Source organism: Halomonas daqiaonensis, assembly GCF_900109725.1.
Classification (GTDB): Bacteria; Pseudomonadota; Gammaproteobacteria; order Pseudomonadales; family Halomonadaceae; genus Halomonas; species Halomonas daqiaonensis.
This window is the reverse complement of record NZ_FOBC01000015.1, coordinates 1-18,166: the sequence shown is the minus strand read 5'-3', so window position 1 is coordinate 18,166 and position 18,166 is coordinate 1. Positions and strand designations below refer to the sequence as shown.

Annotated in this window: 17 protein-coding genes; 14 read left to right on the top strand and 3 right to left on the bottom strand. The window is 62.3% G+C overall.

Annotated features, from left to right (window positions below; all coding sequences use genetic code 11):
- Window positions 1-21 precede the first annotated feature (21 nt).
- The 6 genes from BMY30_RS12330 to BMY30_RS12300 all read left to right on the top strand — a co-directional run bounded on the left by BMY30_RS12330 (window position 22) and on the right by BMY30_RS12300 (window position 4,797).
- Window positions 22-216 (top strand): hypothetical protein, encoded by a 195-nt coding sequence (locus tag BMY30_RS12330; RefSeq protein ID WP_089714137.1) that lies wholly within the window; start codon window positions 22-24, stop codon window positions 214-216.
- 606 nt (window positions 217-822) lie between these two features.
- Window positions 823-2,115 carry a DUF7840 domain-containing protein gene (locus BMY30_RS12325; RefSeq protein WP_089714135.1) on the top strand — a complete coding sequence of 431 codons (1,293 nt, stop codon included), beginning with the start codon at window positions 823-825 and terminating at the stop codon, window positions 2,113-2,115.
- A 372-nt stretch (window positions 2,116-2,487) separates the two neighbouring features.
- Window positions 2,488-2,859 (top strand): helix-turn-helix domain-containing protein, encoded by a 372-nt coding sequence (locus BMY30_RS12315; protein ID WP_089714133.1) that lies wholly within the window; start codon window positions 2,488-2,490, stop codon window positions 2,857-2,859.
- Window positions 2,860-3,121: 262 nt separating this feature from the next.
- A complete protein-coding gene (locus BMY30_RS12310; RefSeq protein ID WP_089714131.1) occupies window positions 3,122-3,364 on the top strand; it encodes a FitA-like ribbon-helix-helix domain-containing protein in 243 nt (80 codons plus the stop codon).
- Window positions 3,361-3,783 (top strand): type II toxin-antitoxin system VapC family toxin, encoded by a 423-nt coding sequence (locus BMY30_RS12305; protein ID WP_089714129.1) that lies wholly within the window; start codon window positions 3,361-3,363, stop codon window positions 3,781-3,783. Before BMY30_RS12310 ends, BMY30_RS12305 begins: the two co-directional genes overlap by 4 nt.
- Before the next feature lie 15 nt (window positions 3,784-3,798).
- On the top strand, window positions 3,799-4,797 hold the full coding sequence (locus tag BMY30_RS12300; protein WP_089714127.1) for an OmpA/MotB family protein: 999 nt from the start codon (window positions 3,799-3,801) through the stop codon (window positions 4,795-4,797).
- A gap of 129 nt (window positions 4,798-4,926) precedes the next feature.
- On the opposite strand, the gene BMY30_RS12295 is transcribed toward BMY30_RS12300, so the two are convergent.
- The gene (locus BMY30_RS12295) at window positions 4,927-5,670 is read right to left on the bottom strand and encodes a putative metalloprotease CJM1_0395 family protein (protein ID WP_089714125.1); all 744 of its coding nucleotides are present in this window, start codon (window positions 5,668-5,670) and stop codon (window positions 4,927-4,929) included.
- Window positions 5,671-5,756: 86 nt separating this feature from the next.
- On the opposite strand from BMY30_RS12295, the gene BMY30_RS12290 reads away from it, so the two are divergent.
- The gene (locus tag BMY30_RS12290; RefSeq protein WP_089714123.1) at window positions 5,757-5,984 is read left to right on the top strand and encodes a DUF2835 domain-containing protein; all 228 of its coding nucleotides are present in this window, start codon (window positions 5,757-5,759) and stop codon (window positions 5,982-5,984) included.
- Between the two features lie 26 nt (window positions 5,985-6,010).
- Here the strand turns inward: BMY30_RS12290 and BMY30_RS12285 are convergent, their stop codons facing one another.
- Window positions 6,011-7,744, bottom strand: coding sequence for a PilZ domain-containing protein (locus tag BMY30_RS12285; RefSeq protein ID WP_089714121.1), 1,734 nt, complete (start codon window positions 7,742-7,744; stop codon window positions 6,011-6,013).
- Between the two features lie 348 nt (window positions 7,745-8,092).
- Here BMY30_RS12285 and BMY30_RS12280 point away from each other — a divergent pair, with 348 nt between their 5' ends.
- On the top strand, window positions 8,093-8,710 hold the full coding sequence (locus tag BMY30_RS12280) for a hypothetical protein (RefSeq protein WP_089714119.1): 618 nt from the start codon (window positions 8,093-8,095) through the stop codon (window positions 8,708-8,710).
- Between the two features lie 323 nt (window positions 8,711-9,033).
- Entirely contained in the window at window positions 9,034-12,699 is a 3,666-nt protein-coding gene (putA, locus tag BMY30_RS12275; RefSeq protein WP_089714117.1) for a bifunctional proline dehydrogenase/L-glutamate gamma-semialdehyde dehydrogenase PutA, read from the top strand.
- A 135-nt stretch (window positions 12,700-12,834) separates the two neighbouring features.
- Here putA and BMY30_RS12270 read toward each other — a convergent pair whose 3' ends face one another.
- Window positions 12,835-14,274 carry an anion permease gene (locus BMY30_RS12270; RefSeq protein WP_280140896.1) on the bottom strand — a complete coding sequence of 480 codons (1,440 nt, stop codon included), beginning with the start codon at window positions 14,272-14,274 and terminating at the stop codon, window positions 12,835-12,837.
- A 211-nt stretch (window positions 14,275-14,485) separates the two neighbouring features.
- Between BMY30_RS12270 and frdA the strand changes: the two genes are divergently transcribed.
- The 5 genes from frdA to BMY30_RS12245 all read left to right on the top strand — a co-directional run.
- Window positions 14,486-16,270 carry a fumarate reductase (quinol) flavoprotein subunit gene (gene frdA, locus BMY30_RS12265; RefSeq protein WP_089714270.1) on the top strand — a complete coding sequence of 595 codons (1,785 nt, stop codon included), beginning with the start codon at window positions 14,486-14,488 and terminating at the stop codon, window positions 16,268-16,270.
- Entirely contained in the window at window positions 16,267-17,004 is a 738-nt protein-coding gene (locus tag BMY30_RS12260) for a succinate dehydrogenase/fumarate reductase iron-sulfur subunit (RefSeq protein ID WP_089714112.1), read from the top strand. Before frdA ends, BMY30_RS12260 begins: the two co-directional genes overlap by 4 nt.
- Before the next feature lie 11 nt (window positions 17,005-17,015).
- Entirely contained in the window at window positions 17,016-17,411 is a 396-nt protein-coding gene (locus BMY30_RS12255; protein WP_089714110.1) for a succinate dehydrogenase/fumarate reductase transmembrane subunit, read from the top strand.
- Window positions 17,411-17,788 (top strand): fumarate reductase subunit FrdD, encoded by a 378-nt coding sequence (gene frdD, locus BMY30_RS12250; RefSeq protein WP_089714107.1) that lies wholly within the window; start codon window positions 17,411-17,413, stop codon window positions 17,786-17,788. Before BMY30_RS12255 ends, frdD begins: the two co-directional genes overlap by 1 nt.
- Window positions 17,789-17,918: 130 nt before the next feature.
- The coding region (locus BMY30_RS12245; protein WP_280140895.1) for a serine dehydratase beta chain at window positions 17,919-18,166 on the top strand (248 nt) is incomplete at its 3' end.

Genomic DNA, 18,166 nt, shown 5'->3' with positions numbered 1-18,166 from the left:
TTTCTTCTTTCAGGAGGCCGTATGATCTCTGATGACCACCAGCTGGTGATCGATCAGCTTCAGGGCGTGATCGATGAGACCCAGCATACCCTCGAGCGTTTCGAGTCCAGCGGGATGGACGAGCAGATGCGCGCAGACTACGACACCTTGCTGGCCATACTGGATGATGCCGTGACGCAGCAGCGGGAGTACACGCTGGCGATGCTGGGCGGCTAGGCTCTGCCCGAAAACTGGCTGCGCTCGGCCATACGGCGTTAAAAATCATCTCAAAGTACTCATTTACACTCCGTAAACTCCGCCTTTTCGGCGATTTTTGCCTTGTCTGGCCTTCGCTCGCCTACTTTTCAGGCGAAGCCTGATGCTCACCACTATCTGCGGCTGTGGTCGTGTTTCTTGTCGCGTATTATTTCTTCCGTGTATCCGAATGTGTACACTTACTGCCAGTTCAAAGGGAGCTTGAACTCGCCGCCTGGCGTTGTGTGCCTGGATGCTTGCGGTGAGCCCTCCGGAAATGAACGAAAAATTATCGGGAGTCGCTGGCCCTCCTGCTTTGTCAATGGCCAATAGAAGTGACCCACCAGTGGCCGGAGGCCGATTGCCCGGACTGGGACCAGTGGCAGCAGCATGCCGGCGCCGAGGTGGGACTTGTGTTTGCCTCGGGGTATCTGGGCAATCCCGCCCCTTCTTCGGCCACCTGATGCTGCATCTGCAGCGCGAAGGTGATGAGGGCGACGCCTCGCTTTCACGGCTGCTGGATACCAGCCTCAACTTCGGTGCCGATGTACCCGAGGACGAGGGCCTTGCCACCTACATGGCCAAGGGGTGTTTGGAGGTTATGAAGCGAAGTATTCCCGTGCCCCCTTCTATCGCAACACTGCGCTCTATTCCGAACGCGAGATGCGCGATCTCTGGCACTATCGGCTCTCCCTTTCCGACGCCGACCGGGAGCTTCTGGTGGCCCACCTGTTCGAGGTGATCGGCCAGGACTTCGACTACCGCTTCCTCACCCAGAACTGCGCCTCACGCATCGCCCGCACCCTGAAGCTGGTAGTGGAGAAAGACCTGACCCCCGGCAATGCGCCTTGGGTGGCACCGGAGACCCTGGTGCGCGCCATCGGCGAGGCCGTGGTGGATGGAAAGCCGCTGCTGAAGGGCACCGAACATGCACCCTCGCGGCGGCTACAGACCGAGTGGCGCTACCAGGCGCTTGCCGCGCAGGAGCAACAGGCCGCCCGCGCGGTATGGCCTGCGGTCGATACGCTCGATCTGGAGGCCGCCGCCTACCGTGAATTGCCTGCCAGGCGCCGCGCTGCGGTGCTGGATACCCTGCTGGGGCATGCGGCTTTCCTCAAGCAGACCGGCGATGAGCCGGGCCTGGCCGAGCGCGAGCGTCAGTTGTTGCAGGCGCGCTTGCGACTGCCGACGGGAAGTGAGCCGCTGGAGCCCGGCGACCAGGTGCCACTGCACGAGGCCACGCCGCCAGCGCGGGTGAGCGTGGCGGGCATTCACAATGACGAGCTGGGCGGCGCCGCCCGCGTGACACTGCGCCCGCTGCAGTATGACCTGCTGGATAGCAACGCGACCCGCATGCCCAACGCGGCCCTGGAGATCGGCCGCACCGAGGTGGATATTGGCGATGACGGCCCGCAGCTACGCCGGCTGACCCTCTTCCATGTGACCAACCTGCACGCTCGCAGCGTGCCGCTGCCGGCCTTGCCCGACGTGGCCTGGCACGCCTCCGCCGGCATCGAACGCGGTCGGCTGGAATGCCAGCGCTGCCTGGAGGGGCACGCTACCCTGCTGGCCGGCAAGTCGCAGCGACTGGGTCGCCACCTGCCGTTCGCCATTATCGGTGGCCGGCTGCGCAGCGAGCGCCACCAGGCCGGCCCCGTCGCGCCCATGGCGCAACTCGGCGTCCTCAGCAGCTGGAGCGCCCATCAGCGCAGCCTGCTGCAGGTCACCCACGTCGATGCGTTCAAGGGCGAGGCCGGGCGCCGTACCCGTTGGCAGTTCCAGCACCGCCTGGCGCTGGGCAAAGCTCTGGACCTGCGCGCCGGCCTCGAGGGCGACGATGAGGCCCACGAGGTCAGCCTCGGAGTGTCGTGGTACTACTGAGGTGGTGCACACCTTCTGATGAGAGCATGGCTCTTTGCTATTTTTTAGCTGTTGGCTAAAATTATTGTCGAAGTTTAGCTAGTTGCTATAATGTTGAGTATGGCGACAATCTCGTACAGCAAGGATGCCATCAAGGCGTTGCGGCGCATGCCGCGCCCAGTAGCACAACGCATCCAGCGCAAGGTTGCGGCCTATGCCGAAGATCCCGCGGCCCAGCGCAACAACGTCAAGGCGCTGGTGGGTAGTGATTAAATCCGCCTGCGTGTCGGGGACTGGCGGGTGATCATGGACGACCGGGGTACGGTGCTACTGGTCCTCAAGATCGCCGCTCGCGGCGACGTTTATCGGTAACGAATCACGAGGAATCGGATCATGGGTACACCACAGTTCATCCAGACCCCTGCCGGTGAGCGGCTGGTGGTGCTCAGTGAGCAGGATTACGCCTGGTTGCTCGAACAGGTGGAAGACCACCGCGACATTGAGGCGGCGAATGAGGCGCGTGCTCGTGTCGACGCGGGCGAGGAGACCTTTCCGGCCAGTGTCGTCGAGGCATTGCTCAATGGTGTGGCACCGGTACGGGTATTTCGTGAGTACCGGGGACTGCGAGCCGGCGAGCTGGCCGAGAAAGCGGGTATCAGCCAGGGCTACCTGTCGGAGATCGAGTCGGGCAAGAAGAGCGGCTCGCTGGGTGTGTTGAAGCGAATTGCCGGCGCTCTGGGCGTGGAGCTGAGCGATCTGGCATAGAGTGACCCGCATGTAAGCGGCCATTCCAGAGCGTGCCGGTTTCCGCTTGCGTTGTACGTCCCCTAATGGCTGGATCAGCCCCACCGAGACCTTCCACTGCCGAGCCGATTGTCTTTCGACTGTACGACACTCATCCTGACACTGGGTTCTCCCTGACCTCGCAGCCTCTATACGGGCCAACATGATACCTATCGCACATGAAGGCACTTAATGGGTTTTGTGCTAGCATTGATAGCATTGTAATCATGTGGATGAGGCTGGCATGGCGTCGATCACGATTCGCAATTTGGACGAGCAGCTAAAGGCTCAGCTTCGCATGGAGGCGGCCAGGCATGGCCACTCCATGGAGGAGGAGGTTCGCATCATTCTGCGCGCCGCCCTGAACCAGCCGCCAAAAGGAGGGTTAGGGAGTCGCATACGGGGGCGTTTTGCGGAAGCAGGAGGTGTCGAGCTGGAAATGCCATCCAGGTCTGATAAGGCTCGAGATCCGGGCTTCGGCACATGATTGTCCTCGATACCAACGTACTATCTGAGCTGATGCGTCCTGTGCCAGACGTGCGGGTTATCGATTGGCTGGATAGGCAGGATGCGATGTCCGTGACAATTTCCGCCATTACCGTCGCGGAAATTCTCTATGGCGTCGAGCGCCTGCCCGAGGGCAGACGCAAACGTGGTTTCGCCGCCATGGCAGCGGCAATGTTCGAAGAAGATTTCTCTGGCCGCATTCTATCGTTCGATAGCGAGGCTGCGGTTCACTACGCAGAGCAGGTCGCTGCCAGTGAGAGTACAGGAAGGCAGGTTCACATGGCCGATGCTCAAATTGCGGCTATCTGCATCCAGCATGGCGCGGTGTTGGCGACACGTAACATCAAGGATTTCGAGGCGTTGAGCGTCGAGGCTATTAACCCTTGGGAAATGGGCTAAACAAGCGGCTGAACCATGATCGATGAGCACCGCGGGCGGGGCCGCCACGACACCCTGATGCGACCCCTGCCGCCGGATGAAGACGCCAGTGGCTGGATGATCAGCTACATGGACGTCATGACCCTGTTGGTGGCCTCGCTGGTGCTGATCATCACGCTGGGTGAGCTCAGCGTTCCCTCCGGAGCCGAGGATGCGGCTGCAGAGCCGCAAGCCTGGCCCGCGGTGGCGGAGAATCTCGGCGTGCCGCTACCCGAGCCATTGCGGCGGGTCGTAACCGCCCGTAATGTCATACCCGTCGAGCACGCTGACCTTTCGCCACGGGCCCTCTCGCCCCGGGCCATCTCGGTCGCCCTGGGGGTTGCCGGATTGCCCACGTCTCGCCCCTCGCAATCTCTCGAACTGCTGGCCCGTCCGAGCCCGGATGAGGCGCTTGACGACGAACCGCCCGCCAGACCGGAATGGTTGCTGTCGGCCGATGTCGACCTGTCGCGCCCGATTGCCGATTACCTGCTGGTGCTCACGGATCGACCGCCTTCAGATGTCGAGGAGGTCGATGAAGCCGCCATCGAGGGGGCGCGTTTGGTGAGCGAGTCGCTGGAGGATGCCCCTTACCTGGCGGATCTGGAAGGCATGGAGGTGTCGCGGATTCCCGAAGGCGTGCGGTTGCGGGTGGAGGATCGCCTGCTGTTCCCCACCGCCGAGGCGGAGCTGACCGAAGAGGGGCAACAGCTGGTGTCGGGAAGATTGCGTGAGCTGGTCGAGCGCCACTCCGGCGAGGTGGCGGTGGAGGGGCATTCCGACAGCCGGCCGATCAACACCGAGCGCTTTCCCTCCAACTGGGCGCTTTCCAGCGCCCGCGCCATTGCCATCGTCGAGGCATTGGTGGAGGCCGGCGTCGAACCATCACGCTTGCGTGCCGTGGGCCTGGCCGACACGCGCCCCCTGGAAAGCAACGATACGGCCGAGGGGCGCGCGCGTAACCGGCGGGTGGAGGTGGTGATCCAGACGCGCTGAGTACTCTTGATTTCCCCAATTCCCCTATTCCCCAATTCCCCAACGCCTCAGCGCGAGCGCAGCTCAGTGCGGGCGAAGCGCCCGTTTTCGGGTAAAACCCGGACGACGTTCGGATAAATCGAGGGGGTATCAGGCCAGGCTGCGCAGGCTCTCGCTGGCGCCGACATTGGCGGCACGGGCGATGATGTCGTATTGGCTGAGTTCGGCCTTGTCAGCGCCTGTCGCGCCGTTGCGGGTCTCGCCCTCGGCCTTGGCCGTGGATTCTGGCGCCTGGACGTCGCGGCGAGCGCCGTTCATCTCGCCCTGCTGCTGGGCTTGCTCCAGCTGTGCGGTGAGCAGGTACTGACGGGCCCGAGCAGCGACCTGGTGATCCTTGGGTGAGGGGTCGGCAGGCGCGAGGGCAGCGCTGATCACCTGCTGCATCTTGTCGATGGTGGCGCGCGGGTCACCCTGCACCGGGCCGTAATCGATGGGCACTTCACCCGCCACCACGTAGCGCTTGCCGTCCGGGCCGCGTTCGTAGGAATAGCTGGCGCCGCCGGTATAGGCGCCGCCGGCCACCTGGTGGGCAAGCTCGTGCCGGCGTATTTCCTGGTCGGTGACCTTCATCTGCTCCACCTGACGCAGCTCAGCCTCGGTCAACGTCTCGGCGCCGGGCTTGGTGGGTGCGTCGCTCTCGGTGACCCGCTGGTTCGAATCCGTCTTTTTTCCTTCTTCCCCGCGCTGGCTCTGCTGGCTGGGGGAGGCCACGTCGGTCCGGGCTGCCTCGTTACGCTCGCCGCGCGGGCCGCTCACCTGGGGGCCAGGAGACGCCCCTGCCACCACCTGGGGAGAGGGGAGCGGGACGGGGCCGATGACGGTGGAAGCGAACATGGCAGGATCCTGGAGGCGCCCGGCAGCGAGGGCAATGAATGTTAGAGTATTGGTCAACTCAGCGTGGACGACAAGTCAGTGGCCTCATGCCCAGCATCGACGTGGTGATAGAGCTCTCCTACGAGGCCTGCCTGGCGCACTACGAAGGCCGAGTGGCCAACGTCCAGACCCGTAGCCTGGATGGGCGTCGCGTGGTGTTTCCCGCCGAGGCGTTGAGACGCGTGGTGGCCGGTGACGGCGTGCATGGCTTCTTCCGGCTGACGTTCACCGAGGACGGGCGCTTCCGTTCTATCCAGCGGATCGGCCTGCGGTGAAGCTCCCCGCATTCTATCAATACCTTCTATACCTTGATGACCTTCACTCCGTAATCCGTCGGGTCGACGATGTCCTCGAGCTTGCCGATCTGAGAGAAGTCGCCCTTGCTGATCACGCTGCTGATGTTGGTGTCCGGGAAGCGCAGGTTCTTGACGACGTGGACCCGGCTCGGCATGCCCTTGCCGTCGATGTCCATGACCCAGGCCAGGAAGCCCCCCGAGAACTTGGCCAGACTGCCGATCGGGTAGAGGCCATACACCTGGATGTATTCCACCAGCACCGTCTTGTCGTAGGCCGCGTCCGCCTCATGGATCCTGCGGTAGGCATCCAGCGGTGAGCGTGACGGCACGCCGTTGCGCGCATGCATCAGCTTGTCGATCGCCTTGATCACGGCGACCAGCCGAACCAGCTCCGAGAGCTGCTCGCCACGCTTGCCCGCCGGATAGCCGGAGCCGTCCAGGCGCTCGTTGGCATTCTCGATCACATCGCGGCAGGTGGGGCTCGGCTTCCAGCCCAGCGCATGCAGCTTCTCTTGCAGCACCGTCACATGGCCCCTGAGGATCGCCTTCTGCGCCGGGTTCATGTTCACCTTGAGCGACGGCAACTGTGAGCTGATCAGCAGCGGCTTGCCCATGGTGTGCAGCAAGGCGCCCAGCACGGCTTCACGCACCTGGGGGTCATGAGGGTCACGGGTCAACATGAGATCGGCCTGCTGGCCGGCCACCTGAATGGCATGCCTGACCCAGTCCGGCTCGTCGCGCAGGAACGCCAGGGCAAACAGGAAGGCCTTGCGGTCCTGCTCCACCAGGTAGCGCAGGGTGTCGACGCAGTCGTAGAAGATCTCGTCGGGGAAGAGGTTGCGGGTCTTGATGTACATCAGCCCCACCTGGAGCTGATGGGCCAAGTCCATCACGCCGCGCTCCATGGGCGACTGGCGAGCGCGCTTCTCACGCTCCTGGGCTTCTCGCTGCAGAATCTTCTTCTCCTTGGCGCCGGGAATGAACAAGGGCGAGTGGTAGGTCAGCTTATCATTGGACCCGGTGCGGTAGGCGGCCTCTCGCTCCGACTCGTTGACATACCGGAACAGCACCTCGGTCTGGGAGTTCGAGAGGTTGATGAACTGGACGCCGACCGCCGCGTAGCCACGGTTACCGAAGGGGCGGATATGACGGACCGAGCCTTCGGCGAAGAAGCTCTCGCCATTGGGAAACTCCAGCGTCACCCCGGGGATGTCCTGGTCCACGCCGATCGCGACGCTCTCCGCCAGGTCGATATCGACCATGCAGCCGCCCACCGAGAGGTTGCGCAGCCGGCCCGGCACACTGAGCTCATGCGGGTAGATTTCGAGGCTGACGCGGGCCTGCATGCCGAGGACGAAGGGAATTCGCACCGCCCCCCGGTTCTCCGGGACGAAGACCGACTCCGGGAGCTGGCACTCCAGGCGATACAGCATGCTGTCGGTCTTGAGCAGCTTGGCGGCGACATTGCTGAGGCTGTAGGTCTCACGCTCGATGGCCTTGGGTCCCTTCAGCGCCTCCAGATCGAAGCTCAGGCGCCCGCCGCTCAGATACTTCTCGATATCCGATCCGGCGTATTCCACGTTCAGCACCAGGCGGCCGGTGCTCATGTCCAGCTCCGCCACCTTTGCCTTCAGGGGGAAGGGCATATCCTTGGCATACACCGACAGCTCATGCGTGTGCTGGAGTAGCGAGCGAATCACGTTCGCCGAGGGGTTTTCGTAGAGGGCGGGGACGGCCATTCGAGACACCTACGCATGTGACATTGATTTTTGTCGACCGATATCAATGACATGGGCCATTTTCTTTATAATGTGGACTATATACCCTTTGTTTAGCAGAGCAATCACTTTGACGGGAAATGTCCGCCCTGGGTGACACCGCATTGCCAATGAGCATGGTGACCTGCCTGTACCTTGCAGACTAGCCCCGAATATTGCACTAGAAAAATGCCAACAACTCCCCGATGCCTGGCGGAAGGCCTGCCTGTGGGCGCTCAGCTACCTGCGATGAACCGCTTGTGATGAACCATCATGATCTGGTCCTGTCAATGGGGCATGAGACTTCCATGTGCCGAAAACAGATGCGCCATGAGCAAACTGAGACGTGCCGTTCGCTCCGTGGCCACCACATCCCGACAGAAGCGTGCTCGGTACCAGCGGGCCATTTCGTCGCTGGGCGATCAAGTGATGGTCCTGCGCCACGAGTTCCTGCAATGTCAGGGATCCCTTCTCGCGGCTATCTGGCATGATCCGCCCTCGCTCTTCACTGAGCACCTGGGGCAGACCCAGGACCGGCTGTCGCGCTTGAAGCAGCGCCTCAAGGGGGTTCTCGCCCAGGCAGAGCATCGCCGTCGGGAAGCCGAAAAACGAGGGCCCCGGCGCACGCCGCACCACGTCGAGACCCTGCATGATCTGGAATACCATCATCGGCGCTCGACGAAGGGAGCCGACACGCTGCTCGCCGATATCGACCAGCTCATCCTGCTCACGCGCCATCTGGCCAACGGCGGCGATCGCAACATCGCGGCGGATATTCTCTCTGGGGTGGCGGGTCACTACGCACCCAGCCCACCGCCTCACAGTACCTACCTGCCCTACCACGAGCGCCCCTTCCACCGTTCCGGCCACGGTCTGATCGTCGAGCCTATTCCGGAATCCGAGTGGGAACATCACGCCAGTGCCGCGGGCCGCCTCGAGTGGGTGTAGGCCTCTTACGTTCGGCGTTTCGCTAACCGGGCGCTGGATATTTCTCCCTACCGTGTGACAAGCTTCTCGCGGTATCGTGGGCCGAGTAAGGCATGAGAGACCGACCGCGCAGGCATGGCAGGCCGGCTGCCGTTCGGCCCAGCGCTCCACCCACAGGCTGTCCGTTTAAACTGTGACCGCAGTCAATAGGGCAATTCCGGCCAGGGCACCCTAGGATAAAGGGTGACTTTCGACAACGACAACGACAACGACAACGACAACGACGACGGCATCCGAGACTGGGCATCGACGATGCGCTTCGAGTAGCTAACAGGGTATTGATCATGAACGAAGCAAACCTCCATCTTCAGAGTGACGTGAAAGATCTGCGCTATCGCATCCGCGACAACTATGACGCCGACGAGGCAGAGGTGATGCGCGGGCTCGTCGAACGACTCAAGCTGTCTGAGGACGACCGCCGCAAGGTTGCGGAGGTCGGCGCTAACTATGTGGATCGTGTGCGCAAGGAAAAGTCGCCCTCGATGATGGAGGCCTTCCTGGCCGAGTACGGGCTCTCGACCGCCGAGGGTGTCGGCCTCATGTGCCTGGCAGAAGCGCTGCTGCGCGTGCCCGATGCGGAAACCATCGACGATCTGATCCATGACAAGATCGAGCCGTCCGACTGGGGCGCGCACCTGGGCAAGTCGTCGTCGTCGATGGTCAACGCCTCGACCTGGGCGCTGATGCTCACCGGCAAGGTACTGGACGACGATCCCAAGGGCCCTGCGCGGGCGCTGCGCGGCCTGGTGCGACGCATGGGCGAGCCGGTGGTGCGCAAGGCGGTCGGCCAGTCGATGAAGATCCTGGGGCGCCAGTTCGTGCTCGGCCAGACCATCGAGGAGGGCATGAAGAATGCCCGCGAGCTCGAGAAGCAGGGCTATACCTATTCCTACGACATGCTCGGCGAGGCGGCACGCACCGACGAGGACGCGGTCCGTTATCACAAGGCTTACGCCAAGGCGATCACGGCGATTGCCAAGCAGGCCAAGGGCGACGTGCGCGGAAGCCCCGGCATTTCGGTGAAGCTCTCGGCATTGCATCCGCGTTACGAGTACACCCATCGCGAAACGGTGATGGCGGAGCTTGTGCCGCGCGCAAAGGAGCTGGTGCAGCAGGCAGCCAAGGCCAATATCGGTTTCAACATTGATGCCGAGGAGCAGGACCGGCTGGATATCTCGCTCGACGTGATCGAGCAGCTGATGTCCGACCCCAGCCTTGATGGCTGGGACGGCTTCGGGGTCGTGGTGCAGGCCTACGGGCGCCGCGCCGCGCCGATGATCGAGACACTCCACGAGCTCGCCGAGAAATACGACCGCAAGATCATGGTGCGGCTGGTGAAGGGCGCCTACTGGGATACCGAGATCAAGCTGTCCCAGGAGATGGGGGTCAAGACCTTCCCGGTCTTCACCCGCAAGGTCAACACCGATGTGAGTTACATGGCATGCGCGCAGCTGCTGCTCGACCGCCGCGACCGCATCTATCCGCAGTTCGCGACCCACAACGCCCATACCTGTGCCGCCGTCGTCGCCATGGCGGGCGACGACAAGGACAGCTACGAGTTCCAGCGCCTGCACGGCATGGGCGAATCGCTGCATCAGATCGTCAAGGAATCGGAGGGCACGCACTGCCGTATCTACGCCCCGGTTGGCGCGCACCGTGATCTGCTGGCCTACCTCGTACGCCGCCTGCTGGAGAACGGCGCGAACTCCTCGTTCGTGAACCAGGTGGTGGACGACACGATTCCCCCGAGCGAGGTCTCGAAGGACCCGGTTGAGGGGTTCCAGCAACTCGGCGATGCCATCGCCAGCCCGTTGATCCGCCAGCCCGGCGAGCTGTTCGAGCCCGATCGCAAGAATTCCCGCGGCTACCGGATCAACGAACCCGCCTCGATCCTGCCACTGCTGAATGCGCGCGAGGAATTCGCCGACACCACCTGGACCGCCGGCCCGATGCTCGCCGGCAACCCGGCACCCAAGGGGCCGGCCCGCGATGCCGTCTCTCCCGCCGACAACTCGCGCGTGGTCGGCAAGGTGCATGAGGCGACCGCGGAGGAGGTGGCGGCCGCCCTCGATGCGGCGGAAGATGGCTTCCGCGAGTGGTCGGCGCGTCCGGTGTCCGAGCGCGCCGAGGTGCTGCGTCGCACCGCCGATCTCTATGAAAAGCACATCGCCGAGCTGACCGTGATCACCACGCGTGAAGCCGGCAAGATGATGTTCGATGGTATCGCCGAGGTGCGTGAGGCGGTGGATTTCCTGCGATTCTACGCCAACGAAGGCGAGCGTCTGGAAGCGGAAGAGCCCGGCAGTGCCCGCGGCATCTTCGTCTGCATCAGCCCCTGGAACTTTCCCCTGGCTATCACCACCGGCCAGATTGCCGCGGCACTCGTGGCCGGCAACGCGGTGCTCGCCAAGCCCGCCGAGCAGACACCCTTGATCGCCGCCCGTGCCGTCGAGCTGATGCGCGAGGCCGGCCTGCCAGAGGCGGCGCTGCAACTGCTGCCCGGCGACGGGCCGACGGTGGGTGGACCGCTGACCAGTGATCCGCGGATCGCCGGTGTCTGTTTCACCGGCTCCACGCCAGTGGCGCAGATCATCCACAAGGCTCTGGCACAGAACGCCGGCCCGGATGCGATACTGATCGCCGAGACCGGCGGCCTGAATTCCATGATCGTCGACTCCACGGCACTGACCGAGCAGGCGGTGCGCGACATCCTGATCTCGTCCTTCCAGTCGGCCGGCCAGCGGTGTTCGGCGCTGCGGATGCTGTACGTCCAGGAAGAGGCGCGCGACCGGCTGCTCAACATGCTCGATGGCGCCATGGACGCGCTGACCATCGGCGATCCCTGGAATACCGACACCGATGTGTCACCGGTGATCGACGCCGACGCCCAGGCCGAGATCAGCGAATATGTGGCGGCGCACGAGAAGGCCGGCAAGGTGCTCAAGAAGCTGCCCGCGCCGGAGAACGGCACCTTCGTCACCCCGGCGGTGGTCGAGGTCGGGGGCATCGATGATCTCGAGCGCGAGATCTTCGGCCCGGTCCTGCACGTGGCCACCTTCAAGGCGCGAGACATCGACAAGGTGGTCGACGCCATCAATGACAAGGGCTACGGGTTGACCTTCGGGCTGCATACCCGGATCGACGACCGCGTGCAGCAGATCGTCGAGCGTATCCATGTTGGCAACGTCTACGTCAACCGCAACCAGATCGGCGCCATCGTCGGCTCCCAGCCCTTCGGCGGCGAGGGCCTCTCGGGTACCGGGCCCAAGGCCGGCGGTCCGCTCTATGTCTCCCGTTTCCGCCGTACCGCAAGCGTGGAGAGCCACGAGGCGCCCAAGGGCAAATCCGTGACGCAAAAGGACCTCCAGTCGACCCTTGACGGGCTGGATGCGCGCAACTGGGCGGCGCGTCGCGATCGGGTCGAGGTGCTGCGCAAGGCGCTCTCCGGCAAGGGCGGCGTGGTTCGCAAGGCGCTCGCCGAGACCGCGGCCCTGGACATGACGCCGCAGACGCTGCCGGGGCCGACGGGGGAAAGCAACCGCCTGGCAATGTATCCCAAGGGCCCGGCACTCTGCCTGGGGCCGACCCTGGATATCGCCATCGCCCAGGCGGTGCAGGCGCTCGGGGCGGGCTCTCCGGCGCTGATCGTCGCCCCGGGCGCGGTTGAGGCCGTGAAGCCGCTGATGCAAGCCGGTGCGCCGGTGGCCGGGCTCGACGGCAGCATCGAGGCCGACATCCTGACCACGGTCGAGCGTATCGATACCGTGGCCGCGGCAGGCGATAGCGACTGGACCCGTGAGCTGCGCATCGCGCTCGCCAAGCGCGACGGGGCCATCGTGGCGCTCGAGACCCAGACCATCTGGCCGGAGCGCTACGTTGTGGAACGCCATCTGTGCATCGACACCACGGCGGCGGGTGGCAACGCCAGCCTGCTGGCGACGGCCGAATAGTCCCTTTGACTGTTTAGGGCTCGAGTCCGTCGGGCTATAACGTGAAGCGCCCCCTACCGCGTAGGGGGCGCTTCATTTCATAGAGGAGGTCGAAATCGTTGGTTCGCCGAGGCGAACGTCGCTTTGTGCCTGAATTCAAGCAATAAGCGCGAGCCATGGCACTCCGATCGCCAGCCAGGCTAGCAGGAATACCAGCCCGAAAATCGCACCGAGACGCCAATACAATGGGCCGGGTATATAGCCGCTGCCGTAGTAGACGGGGCTCGGTCCGGTGGCGTACGGCGTCAGGATACCCATTATGCCCAGTGTCGGTAGCAACATGAGCACGAACATGTGCATGTCGATACCGGGTATGCCGGATGCCGCCGCAAGCATTACGGGAAGCAGGGCGGTGGTATGGGCGGTGACGCTGGCGAAGAAGTAATGCAACAGATAGAAGATTACCGCCAGCGTGATCATTGCCATCATCGGATCGAAGTGGCTGATGCGACCGCCGACCAGGAGGCCGAACCACTCCACGAACCCGACCTGGTTTAGCCCGCCGGCCAGGGCCACCAGGGTGGCAAACCAGACGAATGTATTCCATGCCGCCTTGTTGGCGAGGATGTCGTCCCACTTGAGGATACTCAGTATCAGCATGGTGCAGATAACGAGAATCCCCACCAGCGCCGATGAGATCATCTCGCTGGCGAAGATCCATAGCGCCAGAGCGGTGACCACCAGACAGAGCAGGATGATTTCGTTACGGGTCAGGCCACCGAGTTTAGTGAGCTCAGCTGCCGCCCAGTCGGGTATCGCGCTCCCCGACTTGACCTCCGGCGGGCACAGCCAGTAGCACAACAGTGGCGTCACCAGCAGCAGCAGGATGCCTACCGGTGCCACCGCGATGAACCACTCCCCCCAACCGATGCGGATGCCCGTGGCGGTTTCGGTTAGTGCCACGGCCAGCAGATTGGGCGCCAGCGCCGTCAAGAAAAGCGAACTCGTTACACAGGTCGAAGCAATCGCCGTCCACATCAGGAAAGTGCCGATGCGCTTCCGGCTCTCATCACTCGGATGCGAATCGTAGAGATCGGGAAGATTGCGTACTACCGGGTAAATGGTGCCCGCGCTACGCGCCGTATTGGATGGCGTGAAGGGAGCCAGCGCGACATCGGCAAGCATCACCGCATATCCCAGTGTCAGTGTCCTGCGCCCCATGGTCTTGACCAGCCATAGCGCAATCCGCCGTCCCAGCCCGGTCTTCTCGTAGCCGAGGGCGAACATGAAAGCGCCGAAAATCAGCCATACTATCGAGTTGGTGAAGCCGGAGACTGCCCATGAGAAAGCGCGCCCGGACGAACTGAAGCCGGTTTCAGCCAATTGCTCGGGGGAGAACAGCACCCAGGGTGCCAACAACGCCGCGACGGCAACGCCGATCAGACCAATGACCGCACCCGGCAAGGGTTCGAAGATCAGCCCGACGACCACCCCTAGAAAAATCGCGAAGAAATACCAGGCGTGGGGAGGCAATCCAGCAGGCACGGGCAGTAGCGCCACAATGATGGCCACGATGGGCGGTGCAAGTAGTTTCATTTGAAACGTCATAACGATGTTTCCCGTTTGAGTCTTGGGAAACTGTAATACTAGGTCGGCTATGAGAATCGTTAGTTGATCCTGGTCAAGGTTGTTTGTTCTTTACAACTCATGTTCCAGATGAAGTCTTATCCTATTCAGGACAGCTTGCTATTTAAGTGACCAGGATTATGTTGATCAGGCCTGGCCGGCGTCGCTCATGGGGGAGATCATGCAACAACAGGATATCGACATTGTTATCGTCGGCGGAGGCGGCGCCGGTTTGCGTGCCGCCATCGCCGCCACCGAGAGTGCCAGGAAAGAGAACCTTCAGCAGCGGATCGTGCTGCTCTCGAAAGTCTATCCCATGAGATCGCACACCGTTTCTGCGGAAGGTGGCGCTGCGGCCGTGACCAGTGCCGAAGACAGCCTGCAAGCGCACTTCGACGATACGGTTGCCGGTGGTGACTGGTTGGCGGAACAGGGTGTCGTCGACTACTTCATTCGCCATGCGCATCAGGAACTGGTGCAAATGGAGCGTTGGGGTTGCCCCTGGAGTCGCAAGCCGGATGGCTCGGTACAGGTACGCCGATTCGGCGGCATGAAAACGGCACGCACCTGGTTCGCCGCTGACAAGACCGGCTTCCACATGCTCCACACCCTGTTTCAGACATCGTTGAAGTACCCGGAAATCGAACGCCTGGACGAGTATTTCGTGCTCGATATCGCAGTCGTCGACGGCGCGGTAGTCGGAGTCATCGCGCTGGAGATCGCTACCGGCGAACTGACCCTGCTACGCGCCAAGTCGGTGATCCTGGCGACAGGTGGGGCTGGACGGCTGTTTCGCTTCAATACCAATGCCGGCATCGTCACCGGCGATGGCATGGCCATGGCCTTTCGGCATGGCGTTGCCCTGCGGGACATGGAGTTCGTCCAGTACCATCCGACCGGGTTGCCGGGTTCTGGCGTATTGATTACCGAAGCCTGCCGTGGCGAGGGTGGCATCCTGGTGAACAAGGACGGTTATCGCTATCTACAGGATTATGGTCTCGGCCCGGAAACTCCGTTGGGCAAGCCACAGAACAAATACATGGAGCTGGGTCCGCGTGACAAGTTATCCCAGGCCTTCTGGCAGGAAAAGCAGATCGGGCGGACGGGCAAGTTCGGTGACAGCGATGTGGTCTATCTGGACCTACGCCACCTGGGCAAGGAGTACCTGCACGAGCGCCTTCCCTTCATTTGCGAACTGGCCGGTGTATTCATCAATGTCGACCCGGTGAACGAGCTCATCCCGATTCGCCCGGCTGTGCATTACACCATGGGCGGGATAGAAACCGACGCTAATTGCGAGACTCGCATCAAGGGTCTGTATGCGGCAGGCGAATGCGCCTCCGTGGGGCTTCACGGCGCTAACCGCCTGGGCTCGAATTCCCTCTCCGAGTTGCTGGTCTTCGGTCGCCTGGCGGGGGAGCAGGCCAGCCAACACGCGGCGACGGTAGCCTTTGCCGATAGCTCTGCCCTGGAGGAACAGGCGCAAGCCCATAAGACACGAATAACCCAGCTTTATGATGCCGAGGGTGAGGAAAACTGGGTCGAGCTCAAGCGCGAGCTGGTGTTGAGCATGGAGACCGGCTGCGGGATCTATCGAGAAGCCGAGGGGATGCAGGCCACCCTGCAGGCGATTCATGACCTGCAGGCGCGCTATCGGAACATTCGACTGCAGGATAAAAGCCGGGCCTATAACACTGAGCTGATGCAGTGCCTTGAACTGGGCTACGGCCTGGACATTGCCGAGGCAACTTGCCTGGGGGCGCTAGAACGCAAGGAATCACGTGGCGCTCACAAGCGACTCGAGGAAGGCCTCCAGCAACGTGACGATATCAATTACCTGAAGCACAGCCAGGTCTTCTTCAACGCTGACGGGCCAGCCGAGTTGCGCTGGCAGGACGTGGATACCCATCTGTCTGCCCCCGCTGAACGCGCCTATGGCGATGCCGGCAAAGGAATCAAGCAATGACCACTAAACAGCTCAGTATCCAGCGCTATCTGCCCGAACAGGGCAGCGCCCCTTACTGGCAGGATTTCGACATTCCCTTCGACGACAGCACCTCCATCCTCGACGCGCTGAACTACGTCAAGGAAGAGCTGGACGGCAGCCTGAGCTACCGCTGGTCCTGCCGTATGGCGATCTGCGGCTCCTGCGGTGTGATGGTGAACAATACGCCCAAGCTGGGCTGCAAGAGCTTTCTTCGTGAGTACGAAGGGCCGGTGAAGATTGCGCCGCTTGCCCACTTCCCGGTGGAGAAGGATCTGATCATCGATATGGAGCCGTTTCTCGATCACCTCGCCGCGGTGCAGCCGTATCTCATCAATGACAGCGGGCTCATCAATGGCAGCGGAGAAAGCGAGGAAACCTTCAAGCAGACCCCAGAGCAGATGGAAAAGTACAAGCAGTTTGCCGGCTGCATCAATTGCGGCCTGTGCTACTCGGCCTGCCCCCAGTTTGGCTTGAACCCTGAATTCCTGGGGCCCGCCGCGCTGACACTTGCCCATCGCTATAACCTCGATAGCCGTGACCAGGGCAAGAAGCAACGCATGCCGCAAATGAACCGCGAGGAAGGCGTCTGGAGCTGCACCTTCGTGGGCTTCTGCTCAGAGGTCTGCCCGAAGAATGTCGACCCGGCAGCCGCGGTGAACCAGGGCAAGGTCGAGTCGGCGAAAGACATGCTGATCGGGATATTCAAAGGTTAGGAGGCGGCGTCATGGCTAAGCAAACGAGTTACTTTCCCGAGCTGAAACGTGATTGGTGGTTGAAACACCCCTACTTCAAGAAATACATGGCGCGGGAAGCCACCGTGCTGCCACTGGTGTTCTTTCTGGTCTGCCTGCTCGCCGGGTTGTTCAGCCTGCTGCAGGGAGCGCAAGGCTGGCAAGGCTGGCTGCAGTTCATGCAGAACCCCCTGGTCATCGCGCTGAATTTGCTGGCTTTTATGGCCAGCCTGTTCCACGCCTGGACGTTCTTCCAACTGTTCCCGCGCGTCATGCCATTACGTGCCGGTGGTCGCACCGTGCCACCCCACCTCATGGTGTTGGGCCAATGGCTTGGCGTGCTAGTCGTGATGGTCCTTGCGGCCTGGATATTAATGGGGGGGCTGTGATGAGAAAGAGCACATCTGACAACATCAAAAGAAGCGATGAGCCTATCTGGTGGGGCCTGTTCAGCGCCGGCGGTGTCTGCTTCGCGGTGTTTGTTCCGGCGGCGATCCTGTTCATCGCCCTGCTCATCCCGGCCGGTATCATGGCGCCTGAAGCACTGAGTTTCGAGCGTGCCGAGTCTATGATATTCAGCCTGCCAGGGCTGATCTTCATCGGTGTGGTGGTCTGCCTACCGCTGTTCCATGCGGCCCATCGTATTCGCCATGGCTTGCATGACCTGAAGCTGGGAAAGGAACAACTGAACAAGATCGTCACTTATGGCAGTGCCGCCCTGCTCAGTGCCCTGGCACTCGTCGGGTTCGTTATCGGGATCATGTAGCGATGCACGCCGCCCCGGCTTGAGTCCGATGCCAACGTAAAGATGCTCACGTTGACCATCACGGTGACACGAGCTTGGAGTGCTGGTACTGATTGGTGGACTTCGATCGCTAACAACAAGGTGACACAGTATGCCGATCAGCGTCTTTGATCTGTTCAAGATCGGCGTCGGGCCGTCGAGCTCGCACACGGTAGGTCCTATGCAGGCGGCCTTCGACTTCGTCCGCGAGTTGCAGGAGCGCTCGCTGCTCCAGCGAGTTGCCCGCGTCGAGGTGCAGCTTTACGGCTCGCTCTCGGCCACCGGTATCGGCCACGGCACCGATCGTGCGGTGATCATGGGCCTGATGGGCGAGCGGCCCAACCATATCGACCCCGACAT

Excerpts from the sequence above, each read along its gene's own strand:
- BMY30_RS12330 (WP_089714137.1), top strand. The coding sequence starts at position 22 with ATGATCTCTGATGACCACCAGCTGGTGATCGATCAGCTTCAGGGCGTG.
- BMY30_RS12315 (WP_089714133.1), top strand. The coding sequence starts at position 2,488 with ATGGGTACACCACAGTTCATCCAGACCCCTGCCGGTGAGCGGCTGGTG.
- BMY30_RS12310 (WP_089714131.1), top strand. The coding sequence starts at position 3,122 with ATGGCGTCGATCACGATTCGCAATTTGGACGAGCAGCTAAAGGCTCAG.
- BMY30_RS12305 (WP_089714129.1), top strand. The coding sequence starts at position 3,361 with ATGATTGTCCTCGATACCAACGTACTATCTGAGCTGATGCGTCCTGTG.
- BMY30_RS12300 (WP_089714127.1), top strand. The coding sequence starts at position 3,799 with ATGATCGATGAGCACCGCGGGCGGGGCCGCCACGACACCCTGATGCGA.
- BMY30_RS12295 (WP_089714125.1), bottom strand. The coding sequence starts at position 5,670 with ATGTTCGCTTCCACCGTCATCGGCCCCGTCCCGCTCCCCTCTCCCCAG.
- BMY30_RS12290 (WP_089714123.1), top strand. The coding sequence starts at position 5,757 with ATGCCCAGCATCGACGTGGTGATAGAGCTCTCCTACGAGGCCTGCCTG.
- BMY30_RS12285 (WP_089714121.1), bottom strand. The coding sequence starts at position 7,744 with ATGGCCGTCCCCGCCCTCTACGAAAACCCCTCGGCGAACGTGATTCGC.
- BMY30_RS12280 (WP_089714119.1), top strand. The coding sequence starts at position 8,093 with ATGAGCAAACTGAGACGTGCCGTTCGCTCCGTGGCCACCACATCCCGA.
- putA (WP_089714117.1), top strand. The coding sequence starts at position 9,034 with ATGAACGAAGCAAACCTCCATCTTCAGAGTGACGTGAAAGATCTGCGC.
- BMY30_RS12270 (WP_280140896.1), bottom strand. The coding sequence starts at position 14,274 with ATGAAACTACTTGCACCGCCCATCGTGGCCATCATTGTGGCGCTACTG.
- frdA (WP_089714270.1), top strand. The coding sequence starts at position 14,486 with ATGCAACAACAGGATATCGACATTGTTATCGTCGGCGGAGGCGGCGCC.
- BMY30_RS12260 (WP_089714112.1), top strand. The coding sequence starts at position 16,267 with ATGACCACTAAACAGCTCAGTATCCAGCGCTATCTGCCCGAACAGGGC.
- BMY30_RS12255 (WP_089714110.1), top strand. The coding sequence starts at position 17,016 with ATGGCTAAGCAAACGAGTTACTTTCCCGAGCTGAAACGTGATTGGTGG.
- frdD (WP_089714107.1), top strand. The coding sequence starts at position 17,411 with ATGAGAAAGAGCACATCTGACAACATCAAAAGAAGCGATGAGCCTATC.